Origin of the sequence: Myxococcus sp. AS-1-15 (assembly GCF_020037055.1) — a bacterium.
Lineage (GTDB): Bacteria > Myxococcota > Myxococcia > Myxococcales > Myxococcaceae > Myxococcus > Myxococcus fulvus.
In genome coordinates, this window is sequence record NZ_JAIQDF010000010.1 from 90,373 (window position 1) to 107,085 (window position 16,713).

Below are 16,713 nucleotides of genomic sequence, written 5' to 3' on the forward strand. Positions count from 1 at the left end.
CGCGGTGCTCGAGCACCTGCGCCCGCCCCGCCCCGCCCCCCTGGCTCCCGCCGACGCGCGCGGCGTCGCCTCCAAGCCCGTGCGTCGCTGGAGCGGCGCCACCTTCCAGCCCACCGAGGACGACGCCCTCGCCGTCGAAGAGCCGCTCGAGCTTCGCGTGAATGGCGAATCACTCGTCACCACCATGCGCACCCCCGGACACGACCGGGAGCTCGCCGTGGGCTTCCTCCTCGCCGAGGGCCTCATCCGGGGCGCCGAGGACCTGGGCACCCTCGCCCACTGCGGACGGCCCGGAGAGGAAGGCTGGGGAAACGTGCTCGAAGTCACGCCCGCCCCAGGCGTCTTCCTCGACCCGGAGCCCCTGCGCGCCACCCGTCGCGGAACTCTCACCACCTCAGCATGTGGAGTGTGCGGGAGGCGCAGCGTCGAGGACCTGCTCACCGGCTGCACGCCCCTGCCGCCAGGCCCCGTGCTCTCCCCCTTCGCCGTGGCCCGCGCCACCGAGCGCCTGCGCGACGTGCAACGCAACTTCGCCCGCACCGGAGGCGTCCACGCCGCCGCCGCGCTCGACACCGAGGGGCGCCTGCTCGCCGCCTTCGAGGACGTGGGCCGACACAACGCCGTGGACAAGGTCGTCGGCGCGCTCGTCCTGGCGGGCACACTCCGCGCAAATCTCGCGCGCCCCGCCGATTTGACGCGTCAGCCCGCGCTCCTCGCCGTGAGCGGACGCGTCAGCTTCGAAATCATCCAGAAGGCCGTCCGCGCCCGAATCCCCGTCGTCGCGGGCGTTTCCGCGGCCACCACCCTGGCCGTGGACCTGGCCCTGCGTTCCGGCGTGACGCTGGCCACGTTCGTGCGGGACGGCCGCTTCAACGTCCACTCCCACGCGGAACGCCTGGCGGGCGCATAAACCCATGAATTCCCGGCGCACGTCTCGCATGCATCCAGCCCCCCCTCCACGCCCGTACCCCTTCACGTCAGACCGGCACCGTAGATGCAGTATCCCGCACGGCTCCTTCGCAGCGGGGAAGCGAAGGGAGCACTCCCGGTGTTCGCTGGGACCCCGTGAGATGCGACGAGAGTCGGATGATCCAAAGATTTCACACCATGTCACGTCTTACTCACGGTGCGGGGGGTTGCAACGCACCGCACAAGCATGGCAAAAAGCAGTTCTTTCCGACTTGAAGATTTTCAGCCTCAACGGCAGCCTCTATCTGGACTGAACACTCGGTCGAGCAGGTAGAGGGGGGTGGACACGATGAGCAGCGCAAGTACTGGTGCGGCGGTCGGTGCTCCTGGGTCGGCATCCGCTCAGGGCAACGTGGGGGTCGTCGCGGCGGAAGAGCAGGTTCCGGGGCCGAAGCTGGCGCCTGGCTTCGCGGCGAAGTTGAACCTGACGGTGGACCTGGTCCTGATGACGGTGGTCCTGACGGCCTCCGCGTGGATGGACGGCCAGCTGCGGGCGGAGCCCGGGTGGCTCTTGCCCGCCGTCGTGCTGGCGTCGCTGGTGGTGTGGATCATCACCGGCACGGCCCTGTGCCTGTACGACTCGCGCTTCGCCGAGCGCAGCCGGCTGGACCACGTCGCGCTGGTGTCGGTGACGACGCTCGCCGTGGTGACGGTGCTCGCGGTGGCGAACCTGGCCCTGCCGGAGACCCTGAAGGTCCCGGGCCTGGCGCCCCTGCTCATCCTGTTCTGGCCCGTGGCGCTCTTGCTGCGCCTGTTCGTCTTCCGTCCGGTGGCGGCGCAGGAGCGCCCCATGGACGCGGTGCTCATCGTCGGCACGGGGGCCATGGGCCGCTACTCCGGCGAGGACCTGACGCGCCGCGGCCGCCGGCAGATTCTGGGCTACGTGCGCTTCCACGACGACACGGGCTCCATCGGCGAGCTGCCCTCGAAGGTGCTCGGCACGGTGGATGACCTGGAGCACATCCTGCGCAACACGGCGGTGGACGAGGTCTACATCGCGGGCAACACGCTCAAGCAGGGCGAGGCGATGCAGGCCGCCATCAAGCTGGCCGAGCGCTTCGGCGTGCCCTTCGCGCTGCCGGCGCACACCTTCCGCCTGGACCGCGCGCGCCCCGTCGACAGCCGCGCGGTGGCGGACGGCTTCCTGCACTTCGCGGCGGTGAGCCCCAAGCCGCACCAGATGGCGATGAAGCGCCTGTTCGACATCTGCGTGTCCGCGGTGGCGCTGTGGATGCTGCTGCCGCTCCTGGGCTTCGTGGCGCTGATGGTGAAGCTCACGTCGAAGGGGCCCATCTTCTTCAAGCAGTACCGCGTCGGGCAGAACGGCAAGCCGTTCTACATGCTCAAGTTCCGCTCCATGGTGGTGAACGCGGAGGAGCTCAAGGAGAAGCTGGCCGCGCTCAACGAGCAGTCGGGGCCGGTCTTCAAGATGAAGAACGACCCGCGAATCACGGGCATCGGCCGCTTCATCCGCAAGTTCTCCATCGACGAGCTGCCCCAGTTCATCAACGTGCTGCGCGGGGAGATGAGCATCGTCGGCCCTCGGCCGCCGGTGCCCAGCGAGGTGGCCAAGTACGAGACGTGGCAGCGCCGCCGGCTGTCGGTGCGCCCGGGCCTGACGTGCATCTGGCAGGTCTCCGGCCGCAACCAGATTTCCTTCGAGGAGTGGATGTACCTGGACATGCAGTACATCGACCACTGGACGCTGACGAGCGACCTGCGCCTGCTGCTGCAGACGGTGCCGGTGGTCATCACGGGTCGCGGGGCCAGCTAGGCCTCCAGGCGACCTGACTTCCCGCGGGGGTGGCATTGACGTGCCGCCCCCGCTCGTCTTCTATGCACCCGGGCCGTCCGGCCGACGCCGGGAGCGCCCGACTCCCCACCGTGACTACCCACAGCGAATCCTCTCAGCAGAACGCCCAGGAGCATGAGCGCTCCCACGAGGCGATGGGCGCGGTGCGCAACGGCCTGCAGCTCGGCGGCTCGCTGCTGGTGACGTACGCCATCGCCTTCGGCATCCGTCCGCTGCTGACGCACTACCTGTCGCCGGAGGCCTTCGGGCGCTTCAACTGGGCGGACAGCTTCTCCGCCATCTTCTTCATCGCCACGAACCTGGGCCTGGAGATGTACATCCGCAAGGAGGTGTCGCGCAGGCCGGAGCACGCCAGCGACTTCTTCGGCGCCTCCATGCTGCTGCGGCTCATCCTCACCGTCGTGCTGATGGGCGCGCTGTCGCTCGTGATGGCGTGGCGCGAGGACCCGCCGGAGATGCGCGCGCTGGTGTACGTGTTCGGCGTCGCGCAGCTGCTCGTCATGTGCAACGCGTCCATGGCGGCGCTGCTGCACGCCAAGGGCAAGGTCGCGGGGCTGTCCATCTCCAACGTCGTCACCAAGGTGGTGTGGGGCGGCGGCCTGCTCGCGGTGGGGGTGCTGGGGCTGCCCTTGCCGTGGCTCGCGGTGCCCGTCGTCGCATCGGAGGCCATCAAGCTGGGCATCGGCTGGTACCTGGCGCGCGTGCACATGGGCCTGGTGTTCCGCGTGGACTTCCCCGCCACGTGGAAGGTGTGCAAGGCGGGCCTGCCCTACTTCCTCACCGCCGCGGCGCTCGCCACCAACGGACGGCTGGACATCATGATTCTGGGGATGCTCGGCAGCCACGAGGAGGTGGGCTGGTACTCCGCCGCGTGGAGCATCTCCAACGTCACCTTCGCGCTGAACCCCGTCATGGGCTGGGTGCTGCTGCCGCTCATGTCGCGCGCCGCCGCGCGCTCGGAGGAGGAGGTCAGCATCATCGCCCGCCGCGCGCTCGAGGGGACGCTCGCCGTGACGGTGCCCATGATGATGCTCATCGTGATGGGCGCGCCCTTGTGGATTGGCCTCCTGGGCCGCGACTACTCGCTGGCGGTCAACCTGCTGCGCCTGCAGTCGCCGCTGTTCGTGCTCGCGTTCGTGACGATGACGTGCGGCGCGTGGCTCACCATGACGAACCGCGAGTGGTGGGTGACGGGCACCAGCATCTTCGGCAGCCTGCTGCTCAACCCGCTGCTCAACCTGCTGCTCGTGCCCTGGCTGTACGCGAAGTACGGCGACGGCGGCGGCGCGGCGGGCACGGCGATTTCGCTGCTGCTGATGGAGGTGGTCATCACCATCATCATGCTCGGCCGCATGGGCCGCTCCGCGGTGGACCAGCGGCTCCTGGTGCGCGTGGCGAAGACGGCGGTGGTGTGCGTGGCCATCGTCGCGCTGGACCGCACGGTGCTCGCGCCGCTGTCCGACTGGCCGCGGCTCATCGTCGAGGCCTCGCTGTACGTCGTGGGGGTGCTGGCGCTCGGCGCGGTGAAGCCGGGCGAGGTGCTCGCGGTGGTGAAGCTGGCGCGCCGCCGAGGCAACCCCGAACCGGAGCCGGCCGTCGTGGCCGTCGCCCCCGCGCCCTGAAGGAGCCCCATGACCTCCCCGCTCCGCTCCCTGCTCCGCCCGGCCTCGCGCGTGCTCGCCACCGCGGGGCTGGTGCTCGTGGCCTCCGGCTGCACGGGGCTCGGCAAGTACACCTGGGTGGACGAGTACCAGGAGAAGCCGCCCCCGCTGGACGCCAGCTACCGCATCGCCGCCGGCGATCTGCTCAACATCCGCGTGTGGAACCAGGAGTCGCTCACCACGCAGGCGCGCGTGCGCGACGACGGGCGCATCAGCCTGCTGTTCCTGGACGACGTGGAGGCCGCGGGCCACAGCCCCGCCATGCTGTCGCAGCAGATCCAGACGCGGCTGAAGGACTACATCAACCACCCCGTCGTCACGGTGGCGCTGGAGATGCCGCGCCCCATCAAGGTGACCATGGTGGGCGAGGTCAACCGCATCGGTCCGCTGGAAATCGATGTGGGGGCCAGCCTGCTGCAGGCCCTGGCCGGCGCGGGCGGCTTCACCGAGTACGCGCACAAGGACCGCATCTTCGTCATGCGCCAGGACGACGGGCAGGCGCCCGTGCGCATCCGCTTCCGCTACCAGGACCTCATCCACGCCGAGGGGCGCGCGCCGTCGTTCCGCCTGCGCCCCGGTGACGTGGTGGTGGTGGAGTGAGCGGTGCTGGGGGCGGCGCTCACCGCGATGTGGCTGGAGGTCTGTGGGGCCTCCGTCTCCTACACCGCGTCGGTGCGGGTGGACTCGCGCGTGCGCTCCAACGAGGACCCCGCCGAGGACGCGCCCACCCTCGCCGCTGACACGGACTTCACGCCGATTCTGGGCCTGGAGCGGCGCGAGGGGAACACGTCGCTCCAGTTGGACTACGCGCCGCGCATCAGCCTGCGCGAGGTGACGGCCAGGGCGCGCACCGAGATTCAGCACATCGGCCGCTTCGCCGCGCTCTGGCGCCCCGAGCGGGGCCTGTCGTTCCGGCTGAGCGAGGAGCTGGTGCTGGGCAGCGTGAACCTGCTCACGCTCGACGCGCTGCCCTCGCTGGACCCGGACCCCATCGACCCGGACGGCCCCATCCGGCCGCCGCAGGGCGGAGGTCCGCTTCAGCCCCTGCCCGAGGCGGACACCGTCCACTTCCTCTCCTCCGCCACGTCGCTCACCGGCGAGACGGGCTGGCTGGGGCGGCGCTGGCAGCTGTCCGGCACCACGGGCTTCACCGTGAGCGGCGGCCTGGACGGCCCCGCGCGTGAAGCCGTACCCCTGCAGTACGGCCCGCGCCTGGACGTGTCCCTGAGCCACGCGCTGTCCCCGCTCAGCGCCATCACCACCTCGGCCGCCGCCACCTACGCGCGCTTCTCCACCGGGGCCAACAACACCGTGGTGACGCTGACGGAGAGCTGGACGGGCCGCATGACTCGCCGCACGGGCCTGGAGGCCGGCGTGGGCGCGAGCATTGTCCACACCGTGACAGCGGCCGGCGGAGTCGAGCCGGACCCGGCACCTCGCACGGAAGTGCTGCCCAACCTCACGCTCGCGGTGGGGCACCGCATCCCCTCGCGCACGGCGGACTTCGACGGGCGGCTGGGCGTGCGCGTCTCCCCCTTCACGGACCGGCTGACGGCGCGCGTCTATCCGCGCGCGGACCTCACCGCGACGGGGACGTGGGCGCTGGGGCCCCGGGTTCGCGTGGGCACCACGGCGGGGACGGCCTTCGCGGTGGGCGGGGCCACGGGTGACAGGTTGGTGTCCGGCGGGGTGACGGCGTCCTGGATTCTCAACACCTGGATGTCGGTGGACGCGGATACCCGGGGGACGTGGAGCCGCTCGCCCGAGTTGCCGGCGGCCCGGTTCCAATGGGCGGCGGTGCTGGGCCTGTCGCTGCGGCAAACTGGTATCCTCTGAGCCAAAGCGAAGGCCATGGCGAAGCTCATCCTGATGTCCGTCCTCATCCTCACGATTGCCCTCCCCGCGAAGGCGGCGAGGGACCCGAATCCGTCGCGAGGACTGAAGAAGGCCATCCTGTGGGTGATCCTCTTCAACGCGGCATACACCTACGGCGTCATCGTCTGGGTGCCACGGCTCGGCTTCCACTGAGCGCGACTGAGAAGAAAGGCTGACGACGCAATGGAGCCCCAAATGCACACGGTCCTCCTGGTGGAGGACGCGCCCTTCTTCCGGAAGATGCTGGGCGACTACCTGCGTGCCATGGGATTCAAGCAGGTGGTGGAGTTGCCCAACGGGCAGGCGGCGCTCAAGCACCTGGCGAGCGCGGAGCGTCCGGACCTGGTGTGCCTGGACCTGACGCTGCCGGACATCTCCGGCTACGACTTGTGTGAGCACATCCGCAAGAACCCGGGCATGACGGACGTGCCGGTGCTGGTGGTGAGCGCGCGGGATTTGCCCGAGGACAAGGCCCACGCCGAGGAGGCGGGCGCCAACAGCTACCTGGGCAAGCCCTTCACGCAGGAGGAGTTCTCCAAGCGGGTGAAGCACCTGCTCAAGAACGCGCCCGTGAGGAGGACCTCGTGACGGCGCCGGCCCTCGGGCCTCGGGGCCCCCGGGCCGCCCCCGCCGCTCCGGCGTACACGCCCGAGCGCGTGGAGACGAACGCACCGTCGGACCTCATCGACTGGGGCTTCGCCATCGACGCGGTCTTCTATTTGAAGAACGCGGTGCTCAGGCATTGGTTCCTGGCGTTGGTGGTGATGACCGCGGTGTCCGGCCTGGCGGCGGGCGTGACCAAGATCATGCCGCGCAAGTACCACGTCGAGACGCGGATGCTCACGCAGCGCAACTTCATCATCGCCTCGCTGGCGAACCCGGGCCGCTCCATTCCGGTGGACGCGGACCAGCCCACGCGCGCGGCGTGGGAGATGGTGATGAAGGCCGACAACCTGAAGGCCGTGGTGCGGGACGCGAAGCTGGTGGAGTACTGGGAGCTGCAGCGCTCGCCCATGAGCAAGCTGAAGGAGAAGCTCTTGCGCAAGCCGCCGCCGCCCATGTCCGACGAGGACAAGGCGGACGCGCTCAGCGCCATGCTGGAGCAGTCCATGCTGGTGATGGTGGAGGGTGGCACGGGCACGGTGACCATCGGCGTGGACTGGAGCGACCCGCAGCTGGCGCTCAACATCGTCGAGGCGGCGCAGAAGAACTTCCTGGAGATGCGGCAGCAGGCGGAGATGGGCGCGGTGGCGGAGGCCATCACCATCCTGGACAAGCAGGTGGTGGACGAGGCCGAGGGCATCAAGCAGGCCATCGCGTCGCTGGACGCCACGGTGAAGCGCGTGGAGGCCAAGCGCAAGCGCGAGGAGGCCAAGCAGAACAAGGGCCGGGGCGGCGCGGCGGCGCAGGCGGCGGGCGCCTTGGGCATCAACACGAACCACTTGCTCGCGCAGATGCGGTTCATGGTGCAGACCAAGCGTCGGGCCATCTCGGACGTGGAGGAGTTCCGCGCGCGGCGGCTGACGGAGCTGCGCAACCAGCTGGCCGAGCAGCGCGTCATCTACTCGCCGCAGCACCCGCTCATCACGGACCTGGAGCAGCGCATCGTCGCGCTCCAGGAGGACTCGCCGCAGCTGGTGGCGCTGCGCTCGGAGTTGAACGAGCTCATCAACGAGTACATCCGCAACGGCGGGGACCCGGGGGAGCTGGAGCAGGGGACCACGGGCGGGCCGCTGCTGGGCGCGGCGGCGTTTGGTGGGCCCGCGACAGCGGACAACCCGGAGGTGTCGGTGGCGGCGGACCGGGTGCGGATGCTGGTGATGCGGCACCAGGAGAAGATGCGGCGGCTGGACCAGGCGAAGACGGAGCTGGAGATTTCGCGCGCGTCGATGAAGCACCGCTTCAGCGTGCTGTCGCCGCCGACGTTCCCGGAGAAGCCGTCGAAGCCGAAGGTGCAGCTCATCCTGGCGGCGGGTGTGGTGGGTGGCATCGCGATGGGCATCTTCGCGGCGGTGGCGCTGGACATCATCCGTCGGCGCATCCTGGAGAAGTGGCAGGTGGAGCGAATCCTGAAGCTCCCGGTGCTGGCGGAGCTGGAGCGGCGCTAGGGCGCGTGCTCGGGGGAGACAGTCGTGACGGTGTGGACCTGGGTGGACCTGGCGCTGTGCGTGGCGCTGCTGCCGGTGGCGGTGGCGTGCGGCTATCTGCTGCTCCTGACGGTGCTGTCGTGGCGACGCGCGGCGCCGGTGCCGCCCGCGCCCACGCGCAAGTTCGACGTGGTGATTCCGTCGCACAATGAAGAGCTGGGCATCGCCCGGACGGTGGCGAACCTGTCCGCGGTGGACTACCCGGCGTCGCTGCGGCGCATCCTGGTCATCGCGGACAACTGCTCGGATGCGACGGCGCAGAAGGCGCGCGAGGCGGGCGCGACGGTGCTGGAGCGGCAGGACACGCAGAAGCGCGGCAAGGGGTACGCGCTGGCGCACGCGTTCGAGTTCAGCCAGCAGGACGGCTTCGCGGACGCGGTGGTGGTGGTGGACGCGGACACGGTGGTGTCGCCGAACCTGCTGCACGCGTACGGGCGCAGGTTGGAGGACGGGGCGCACGCGGTGCAGGCGCACTACGGGGTGATGAACCCGACGGCGTCGTGGCGCACTCGGCTGATGACGATTGCGCTGGGCATGTTCCACAAGGTGCGCTCGCTGGGGCGCGAGGCGCTGGGGGTGTCCTGCGGCCTGCGTGGCAACGGGATGTGCTTCACGCACGCGGTGCTGCGCGAGGTGCCTCACGACGCGTTCAGCGTGGTGGAGGACCTGGAGTACGGCATCCGGCTGGGCCGCAAGGGGCACCGCGTGCACTACGCCTGGGAGGCGGAGGTGCAGGGCGAGATGGTGTCGGCGGAGAAGCAGAGCCGCTCGCAGCGTCAGCGCTGGGAGGGTGGGCGCGCGCAGATGCGCAAGCTGCACGGGTGGCCGCTGCTGAGTGATGCGTTGAAGCAGCGCAGTGGATTGCTGTTGGACTTGTCGATGGACGTGCTGGTGCCGCCGTTGAGTCAGTTGGTGCTGGCCGCGGTGGGCAGCGCGGTGGCGGCGTCGGTGCTGGTGTGGCTGTCGGGTGGGACGGCGGTGTGGGCCTCGGCGGTGGCGGGCTTCGGGCTGATGAGCCTGGGGGCGTACGTGCTGCGCGGGTGGTGGGTGTCCGGCGTTGGACCGCGAGGGCTGCTGGACCTGGCTTGGGCGCCTGTGTACGTGGTGTGGAAGGTGGGGTTGATGTTGCGCGGCCCTGGCGCGGAGAAGCGCGGCGAGTGGGTGCGCACCGAGCGCGAGGCCGAGCGGCGATGAAGTGGTGTTCCTGGGAGTGACGCGCGTCACTCCCACGTTCGTGAGGAAACGATGATGAAGCCTTGAGCCTCTCATGCGGCTCGGGAGCCGTCGGTTCTGGACGCTGCCCGCCTCTCTCGCTGCTTCGAGGTGGACGTCATGAAAGCTTTCATCGGTGGAGTGCCGTGGGTGCTGTTGTTGCTGCTCGCCGCTCCGGCGTGTTCCCAGAGTGCTCGTGATGCGCGCATCGTCGACACGACCGCGAGCGTCGACGAGAACCTGGAGTTCCTGAAGCGCATCGCCGTTGCACGTCCGCGAGGACGCGTCGATGCGACTCGCGCTATCGAGTATCTGGCTGAGGTGGCTCCAGGAGCCACGAACGAGCTCTCGACTCAAGCCGGCCCCCTCTCCCCCAACATCCCCGATACACACTACGGCATCACTCGAGGTGGGCTCGTCATGACCTGGCGAAGCCCTGAAGCGCCGACGCGACCACCTTACGAGTGCCTGGTGTGTCTCTGAAGCGCCGCTCCAAAAGATGGCGCGCGGCACGCAACCTCGTCGTGCGAGCCCATGACCTCCTGCCCGTGCTGAAACCATGATGGGGCCTGGAGCCTCGCGTGCGATGCGAGGCCCGCTCCGTCTGGATGATGGCCACCTCTCGATGCACCGAGGTGGACCTCATGAACGCTGTCATTCCACGACTGCTATGCGGGCTGCTGGTGCTGCTGGCCCCGCTGGCGCTCGCCCAGAACAGCAACATCATCGGCACCGTCATCGACGTGAAGAGCCGTCAGCCCCTTCCCGACGTCGTCATCACCGCGACGTCGCCCAGCCTCGTGGGTGAACGGACCGCCGTCACCGACGCCAAGGGCGAGTACCGCATCCCTCAGCTCCCTCCGGGCGTCTACACCGTCCGGTACGAGCGGGAGCACTACAAGCGCTACGAACGCGGGGACGTGAAACTGAGGCTCGACCGCACCCTCCGCATCAAGGTCGAGATGCTCGCCGATGACGCGCTCATCGTGCCCATCATCAGTACTCCGCCGACCCTCGGCCCGGGCTCCACCACCACGGGCGTCAACGTCGACCAGGAGTTCATCAAGCGCATCGACAAGGCTCGGCCTCCTGAACCGTCGCGCTCCTTCGAAGCACTGGCGGAACTGGCCCCGGGCCCCGCGCACGACGCATACGGCGTCCCCCTCAACGGGCAGGTTGCCGTCGCGAGCCCTCCACCCCAGCACGACGTCGCCCCCGCCATGCCCAGCATGTCGATGACGCTGCGACTCCACCCCGCCCCTCCGCACCAGGCGCCCACCCAGCCCCACCACGGCGAGCCGATGCCCCGCTCGCGCTACTCCGACATGTACTTCAAGGGGTACGGGGTGAACCCCACCGTCAACACGGAGGAGGAGCGCTTCTCCACGTTCTCCGTCGACACGGACACGGCCTCGTACACACTCACGCGCAGCTACCTGAAGCGCGGCGCCATGCCGGACGCGCGCGCCGTGCGCGTGGAGGAGTTCGTCAACAGCTTCGACTACGGCTACGCGAGCGCGAAGAGCGCGCCCTTCGCCGTCCACGTGCAGGGCTTCCCCTCGCCCGTGCGCAAGGGCTACCAGGTGCTGCGCATCGGCGTGAAGACGCGCGAGGTCTCCCGCGCCGAACGCAAGCCCAGCCACCTCGTCTTCGTCATCGACGTGTCCGGGTCCATGGCCATGGAGAACCGGCTGGAGCTGGTGAAGCAGTCCCTGCGCATGCTGGTAGCGGAACTGGATGAGCGCGACCTCGTGTCGCTCGTCGTGTACGGCTCACGGGCCCGGCAGGTGCTCCCGCCCACGAGCGCGCTCCACGCGTCACGCCTGATGGACGCCATCGACGGGCTCCACACCGAGGGCTCCACCAACGCCCAGGCGGGGCTGGAGCTGGGCTATCGCATCGCCGTCGAACACCTGCTCGAGGGCGGCATCAACCGCGTCATCCTCTGCTCGGATGGCGTGGCCAACGTGGGCATCTCCGACGCGGATGGCATCTGGGAGAAGGTGAAGTCGCTCGCGGCCCGGGGCATCACCCTGTCCACCGTGGGCTTCGGCATGGGCAACTACAACGACGTGCTGATGGAGCGGCTGTCCCACGTCGGCGAGGGGAACTACGCCTACGTGGACGAGCTGAAGGAGGCCCACCGCGTCTTCGTGAAGAACCTCACTGGCACGCTCCAGGTGGTGGCCAAGGACGTGAAACTCCAGGTGGAGTTCGACCCGAAGGCGGTCTCCCTCTACCGGCTGCTCGGGTACGAGAACCGCGCGCTGACGGCCGAGCAGTTCCGCGATGACCGCGTGGACGCGGGTGAGGTGGGCGCGGGCCACTCCGTCACCGCGCTCTACGAAGTGAAGCCTCTCGAGAACGCCCGGGCGCTGGGCACGCTGCGCATCCGCTACAAGTCGCCCGAGGGCGGCACATCGAAGGAGCTGGCGACCCCGTTGCCCCGGGCCACCCTGCGCCCGAGCTACGCCCAGGCTGGCGCGTCCACCCGACTGGCCTACGTGGCCTCCGCCTTCGCCGAGAAGCTCCGCGGCTCGTACTGGACGCGGCCGCTGACCTACGACTCGCTCCTGGAGCTGTGGAGCGAGGTGGGCCCGGAGCTGAAGGCGCGCGAGGACGTCCGCGAGCTGGGTGACCTCATCCGCCGGGCCGGGGGCCTGGACCGGAGAGTGGATCCATTCGAGGCCTTCGCCCCCCTGAGGACCATGGACTTCGACCGGCCGCCCACGGGTTCCTGAGGAGGCCCCTCCCGTTCGACCCGAAATGACGCCTTGGGTCGTATCTCCATCATGCCCACGGCCTCGCATCATGACCGAGCCATGATGAACCCGGGGAGCTGCGTGGGAGATTCTGCCGTCGTGGTCCCGGATGATGGGGTTCGTTCTCCCGAGGCCTTGGAGTCGAGCACGTGACGCCCTTCCTACGCGGTGTGCTGTGTGGACTCGTGTGGATGCTCTCTCCAGTCGCCGGGGCACAGGAGGCCGGCCCGAGCGCCGAGGCACAGGCCCCGGCTTCGACCCAGGCCACGGAGGCATCCTGTGCCACGGCCGAGGAGGAAGCTCCGCCCCGGTCGCAGGTGATTCGCAAGCCCAGCCGTCCGGTCGTCACGCTCGACGCGGGGCGCAGCGCGTGGCCTGTCGAGACGCTGCGCCTGGAGACGGGTGGCCCGACGGTGGACGTGGGCTCGATGACCCCGGGCGTGCGGGTGGACCAGGAGTTCCTGGAGCGCATCGCCGTGCGCCCCGCGGCAATGGAGTCGCACGAGGCGTCCGGAGCCACGAGGGAGACGTCGGCCCTGGAAGACGCGCTGAGCGGAGCCTCTGCGCGGCGTGACACCGCGGAGCCCAAGCTCCGCTTGCGGGGCTTCCGGCCCCTCGCGGAACTGGCCCCGGGGACTCCCGAGCAGGTCGTCCTCGAAGCCTCGGAAGGGCACCACACCCACGAGCCCGAGGCACGCGTCGTGAGTCGGTGAGCCGAGCTCCCGACTCGCAGGACCACGAAGCTCACTCGGCGGCCCACGTCACCACGATGGGGAGCGCCATGCCGGAACGGTGATGGAGCGCGGAGCCGCGCATGCGGTTCGCGTCAGCCCGAGCCGGGAGAATGGCTCCTCTCCCCGAGCCACACCGAGGCCGCCTCCGTGCTGACGCACTTCGTGCCCTACCTGCTGTGCATGTTGGTGCTCATCGTCACGGTGCCTGTCCTGGCCCGAGCGGAGAGCCGCGAGTACGCGCCACCGCCGGGAGTGCTGCTGGGCATCGTCATCGACGGAGACAGTCGCGAGCCGCTCGTGAGGGTGAAGGTCAGCGCCAGCGCATCGGGCCACACGGGGGCCCATGTGACCTGGACGGACCCGGCGGGACGCTATCGGCTGCCCTTGCTCCCCGCGGGGACGTACACGCTGCGGTTCGAGCACCCGGACTACGCACCCTCGTCCCGCGCGGACATCCTGCTGCGAGCCAACCGCGCCATCCGCTCCCGGGTGGCACTGCGCCCGAGCGGCACCCAGGATTGAAGCCCCCGCGGCCTGGACATGGACGTCCAGGCCCTGAGTGACACGGGCTCAGTCCGCCAGCGGCATGCCCCAGTCGGGCTGCCCGCGCTCGCCCAGCACCCAGCGGTACACCTCCAGCACCTGCTCCGCCTTCGCCTTCCACGTGAAGTGCTTGAAGATGCGCTCCCGCGCCCGCTCCCCCATGGGACGAATCACCGACGGGTCCTCGACCAGCTTCGTCAGCACCCCGCGCACCCGCGCCACAATCTCCTCCGGCGTCCCGATGGGCACCGCGAACCCCGTCGCCGGGCTGACAATCTCCCCCGGACCGCCGTAGTCCATGACGATGGGCACCAGCCCCAACGCCATCGCCTCGCACACCACCGCCCCGCCGAACTCGCGCACGCTCGGGAACCCGAATACGTGGTTCTTCGCCAGCCGCCCCTGCAACTCCTGGTGCTTCACCCACCCGGCGAACGTCACCCCGGACTCGATGCCCTCCCTGGCCGCCTGCGCCTTGAGGTTCGGCATCTCCTGCCCGTCGCCGATGTACTCCAGCACCACCTTGCCCTCACGGATGAGCGGCGCCGCCGCCTCCATCAACATCGCCATGCCCTTGTACGGCACGAAGCGCCCCACGAAGGCCACCCTCAAGGGCAGCTCCACCGGCCCCTCCGACTTCGCCGTCCCGAAGCGCCGCGTGTCGATGGCGTTCTCCGGCACGTACACCGTCTTCCCCTGCCACTCCGGCGCCACCTGGCCCCGCGTCGCCCGCGAGCCCGTGATGATGGCCGACGCGTTCTCCCGCGTGGACTTGTAGAAGGGCATCAGCTTGTACGCGTCCCGCACGTAGCTCAGCCACTCCTTCTCCCGCCGCCGCGCGCCACCAAACCCCTTGGGCCACGGCAACCCGCCATTGAGCGGCCCCATCACGAACGGCACCCCCGCCGCCTTGCAGCGCCGCGCCAGCGTGCTCGGCGTCGTCGGGCTGATGGGCGTGTAGCGATGCACCAGGTCGAACTCCCGGGCCTTGATGCGCGCGCCGAAGCGCTGCCACAGCACCTCCTCGAAGTAGTAGTACGGCAGCACGCTCAACGCCGTCGCCGTCGTCCAGCCCACGCCCGCCTTGCCCCGCAACAGCTCGCCCACCTTGTCGAGCGGCTTCTCCACCGGCGTCGAATCCAACGCCGTGAACTGCGAGCCCTCCTGCACCCCCTGCTTCAGGATGTTCTCCCGGTTGCGCACCTGCGTGACCAGGTGCACGTCGGCCACCTCCGCCAGCGCGCGGTAGAGCGACCAGCCTTCCAGCGGGACACTCACCCAGTCGGGGTTGCACAGCTCGGCAATCAGGAGGACGCGTGGTCTGGGAGCAGGCATACGTGAGGCTTCATCTATCCCAACCGGCCCGCCAGATGTAGCCTCCCCTCCGTCGTGACGTACGCCCCGGACCGGCCCTCCTACCTGCGCTTCGTGGCGCTGCTTGGCTTCCTGGTGCTCGCCACCGTGGGAGGGGCCCTCCTGCACCCTGTGGTCGCTTTGGCCCCAGTGCTGCTCGTGGCCGTGCTGTGGCTGGTGGTCAAGGTCCCCATCCGCTACCCGGTGATGCTCGTCACCTACCTGGTGCTCGCGGTGGACTACGTCCCGGAGCGGCCCCAGTCCGGGTTCTGGCCGTCCCCCCTGCACCCCCTGGGCGAGCTGCTCTTCGCCCAGCTCAGCTACATCACCAAGATTGGAGCGCTGCGCTTCCCGCTGGTGGACGTGCTCATCGTCGGCCTGTTGGGCCTGGCGATGTACCGGCGGGTGACGAAGTCGAAGATCGACCCGCCCGCGCTGCCCATGCCCCGGCCGCTCATCGCCGTGGTGGCGCTGTCACTCATCGCCATCCTCTTCATGGAGGTGCGCGGGGTGATGCGCGGCGGGGACTTCAAGAACTCGCTGTGGCAGTGGCACCAGGCCGCGATGATGCCGTTCATCGTCGCCATGTTTCACTACGCCATGCGCGGCCCGGAGGACTGGCCCATCTTCGCGCGCACCGTCATCGCCGCGGGGCTCACCAAGGCCGCCATCAGCGTCTACTTCGGCGCCATCGTCGTGCCGTCCATGGGCGTCTTCGTCGAGTACACCACGTGTCACTCGGACTCGATGACGTTCAACTTCTGCCTGCTCGTCGCCACCATGCGCTTCCTGGAGAAGCCCAAGGGGGCTCACGCGCTGCGCGGCCTCTTGCTCATGTTCTGCATCTTCATGGGCATGGTCTACAACGACCGCCGGCTCGCCTACGTCAGCTTCGTGGGGTGCCTGCTGGCCGGCTACCTCATCACGCCCTGGCCCGCCATCAAGCGCACCTTCACCCGAGGGCTCGTGCTGATGGCGCCGCTGATGCTCGTCTACTTCGCGGTGGGCTGGAACGCGCGCGGCGGCGCCTTCGCGCCCGTGCACAAGGTGCGCTCCCTCATCGACGGCGAGGGCGGCGAGGGCAACCTGGACTATCGCGACATCGAGAACCTGGACGTCATCGCGACGTGGACCCAGTTCCCGCTGCTCGGCACCGGCTACGGCCACGAGTTCCTCGAGCCCATCCCGCTGCCCAACATCGCCTTCGTCTTCCCCCAGTACCGCTACCACCCGCACAACTCGCTGCTCGGCTTGTTCGCCTTCGGCGGGATGGTCGGCTACACGGGCGTGTGGATGTACCTGGTGGTGACCATCTTCCTGGCCGTGCGCGCGTACCATCGCTCGCACATCGCCGAGCACCGCGCCGCCGGGCTCATCATCGTGGGCTCCGTCATCTGCTACATCAACCAGGTGTTCGGAGACATGGGCATCATCTCGTACATCTGCACGTTCGTCGTGTCGCTGTGCGTGGTGACGTCCGGCAAGCTGGCCGTCGCCACCGGCGCGTGGCCCATGCCGCACACCGCCCTGGTCCCCCCCGCGCCGTCCGCGCCCGTGCCGCCTCCGGGCGCCATCATCCACACCAACCCCGAGGACACCCAGGCCCCCGCGCTCGCGAAGCACGGCTGAGCGCACGGCACTTCA

General features: G+C 69.4%; 15 protein-coding genes. 14 read left to right on the forward strand and 1 reads right to left on the reverse strand.

What is annotated here, in order from left to right; all coding sequences use genetic code 11:
• Positions 1 to 40: 40 nt before the first annotated feature.
• From K8625_RS44545 to K8625_RS25670, 13 genes are all read left to right on the forward strand, one after another.
• Positions 41 to 910 carry a formate dehydrogenase accessory sulfurtransferase FdhD gene (locus K8625_RS44545; RefSeq protein WP_370641986.1) on the forward strand — a complete coding sequence of 290 codons (870 nt, stop codon included), beginning with the start codon at positions 41 to 43 and terminating at the stop codon, positions 908 to 910.
• A gap of 339 nt (positions 911 to 1,249) precedes the next feature.
• Positions 1,250 to 2,743, forward strand: a complete 1,494-nt coding sequence (gene epsZ, locus K8625_RS25615) for an exopolysaccharide biosynthesis polyisoprenyl-phosphate hexose-1-phosphate transferase EpsZ (RefSeq protein WP_141329052.1) — start codon at positions 1,250 to 1,252, stop codon at positions 2,741 to 2,743.
• Positions 2,744 to 2,853: 110 nt separating this feature from the next.
• Positions 2,854 to 4,404, forward strand: coding sequence for an exopolysaccharide biosynthesis flippase (gene wzx, locus K8625_RS25620; RefSeq protein WP_223784169.1), 1,551 nt, complete (start codon positions 2,854 to 2,856; stop codon positions 4,402 to 4,404).
• Between the two features lie 9 nt (positions 4,405 to 4,413).
• Positions 4,414 to 5,043, forward strand: a complete 630-nt coding sequence (gene epsY, locus K8625_RS25625) for an exopolysaccharide export protein EpsY (protein WP_223750958.1) — start codon at positions 4,414 to 4,416, stop codon at positions 5,041 to 5,043.
• Positions 5,044 to 5,046: 3 nt separating this feature from the next.
• Positions 5,047 to 6,279, forward strand: a complete 1,233-nt coding sequence (gene epsX / locus K8625_RS25630; protein WP_141329057.1) for an exopolysaccharide export protein EpsX — start codon at positions 5,047 to 5,049, stop codon at positions 6,277 to 6,279.
• A 15-nt stretch (positions 6,280 to 6,294) separates the two neighbouring features.
• Entirely contained in the window at positions 6,295 to 6,471 is a 177-nt protein-coding gene (locus tag K8625_RS25635; RefSeq protein ID WP_170300513.1) for a hypothetical protein, read from the forward strand.
• A gap of 30 nt (positions 6,472 to 6,501) precedes the next feature.
• Positions 6,502 to 6,906: an exopolysaccharide biosynthesis response regulator EpsW gene (epsW, locus tag K8625_RS25640; protein WP_141329058.1), complete on the forward strand. Its 405-nt coding sequence runs from the start codon at positions 6,502 to 6,504 to the stop codon at positions 6,904 to 6,906.
• A complete protein-coding gene (gene epsV, locus K8625_RS25645) occupies positions 6,903 to 8,426 on the forward strand; it encodes a PCP family exopolysaccharide biosynthesis protein EpsV (RefSeq protein ID WP_223784170.1) in 1,524 nt (507 codons plus the stop codon). The genes epsW and epsV overlap by 4 nt, the downstream gene beginning before the upstream one ends.
• 24 nt (positions 8,427 to 8,450) lie before the next feature.
• Positions 8,451 to 9,659, forward strand: a complete 1,209-nt coding sequence (epsU, locus tag K8625_RS25650; protein ID WP_223784171.1) for an exopolysaccharide biosynthesis GT2 family glycosyltransferase EpsU — start codon at positions 8,451 to 8,453, stop codon at positions 9,657 to 9,659.
• A gap of 138 nt (positions 9,660 to 9,797) precedes the next feature.
• A complete protein-coding gene (locus K8625_RS25655; protein WP_223784172.1) occupies positions 9,798 to 10,160 on the forward strand; it encodes a hypothetical protein in 363 nt (120 codons plus the stop codon).
• 161 nt (positions 10,161 to 10,321) lie between these two features.
• The gene (locus K8625_RS25660; protein WP_223784173.1) at positions 10,322 to 12,418 is read left to right on the forward strand and encodes a von Willebrand factor type A domain-containing protein; all 2,097 of its coding nucleotides are present in this window, start codon (positions 10,322 to 10,324) and stop codon (positions 12,416 to 12,418) included.
• Between the two features lie 212 nt (positions 12,419 to 12,630).
• Positions 12,631 to 13,152, forward strand: a complete 522-nt coding sequence (locus K8625_RS25665; protein ID WP_223784174.1) for a hypothetical protein — start codon at positions 12,631 to 12,633, stop codon at positions 13,150 to 13,152.
• A gap of 168 nt (positions 13,153 to 13,320) precedes the next feature.
• Positions 13,321 to 13,695 (forward strand): carboxypeptidase-like regulatory domain-containing protein, encoded by a 375-nt coding sequence (locus K8625_RS25670; RefSeq protein ID WP_223750953.1) that lies wholly within the window; start codon positions 13,321 to 13,323, stop codon positions 13,693 to 13,695.
• Positions 13,696 to 13,743: 48 nt separating this feature from the next.
• Here the strand turns inward: K8625_RS25670 and epsH are convergent, their stop codons facing one another.
• The gene (gene epsH / locus K8625_RS25675; protein WP_223784175.1) at positions 13,744 to 15,051 is read right to left on the reverse strand and encodes an exopolysaccharide biosynthesis glycosyltransferase EpsH; all 1,308 of its coding nucleotides are present in this window, start codon (positions 15,049 to 15,051) and stop codon (positions 13,744 to 13,746) included.
• A gap of 54 nt (positions 15,052 to 15,105) precedes the next feature.
• Between epsH and wzy the strand changes: the two genes are divergently transcribed.
• A complete protein-coding gene (gene wzy / locus K8625_RS25680) occupies positions 15,106 to 16,698 on the forward strand; it encodes an exopolysaccharide repeat unit polymerase (protein ID WP_223784176.1) in 1,593 nt (530 codons plus the stop codon).
• Positions 16,699 to 16,713 lie beyond the last annotated feature (15 nt).

Coding starts and splice junctions, on each gene's coding strand:
- K8625_RS25665 (WP_223784174.1), top strand. CDS start 12,631: ATGCTCTCTCCAGTCGCCGGGGCACAGGAGGCCGGCCCGAGCGCCGAG.
- epsH (WP_223784175.1), bottom strand. CDS start 15,051: ATGCCTGCTCCCAGACCACGCGTCCTCCTGATTGCCGAGCTGTGCAAC.
- K8625_RS25655 (WP_223784172.1), top strand. CDS start 9,798: ATGAAAGCTTTCATCGGTGGAGTGCCGTGGGTGCTGTTGTTGCTGCTC.
- epsW (WP_141329058.1), top strand. CDS start 6,502: ATGGAGCCCCAAATGCACACGGTCCTCCTGGTGGAGGACGCGCCCTTC.
- epsY (WP_223750958.1), top strand. CDS start 4,414: ATGACCTCCCCGCTCCGCTCCCTGCTCCGCCCGGCCTCGCGCGTGCTC.
- K8625_RS25660 (WP_223784173.1), top strand. CDS start 10,322: ATGAACGCTGTCATTCCACGACTGCTATGCGGGCTGCTGGTGCTGCTG.
- K8625_RS25635 (WP_170300513.1), top strand. CDS start 6,295: ATGGCGAAGCTCATCCTGATGTCCGTCCTCATCCTCACGATTGCCCTC.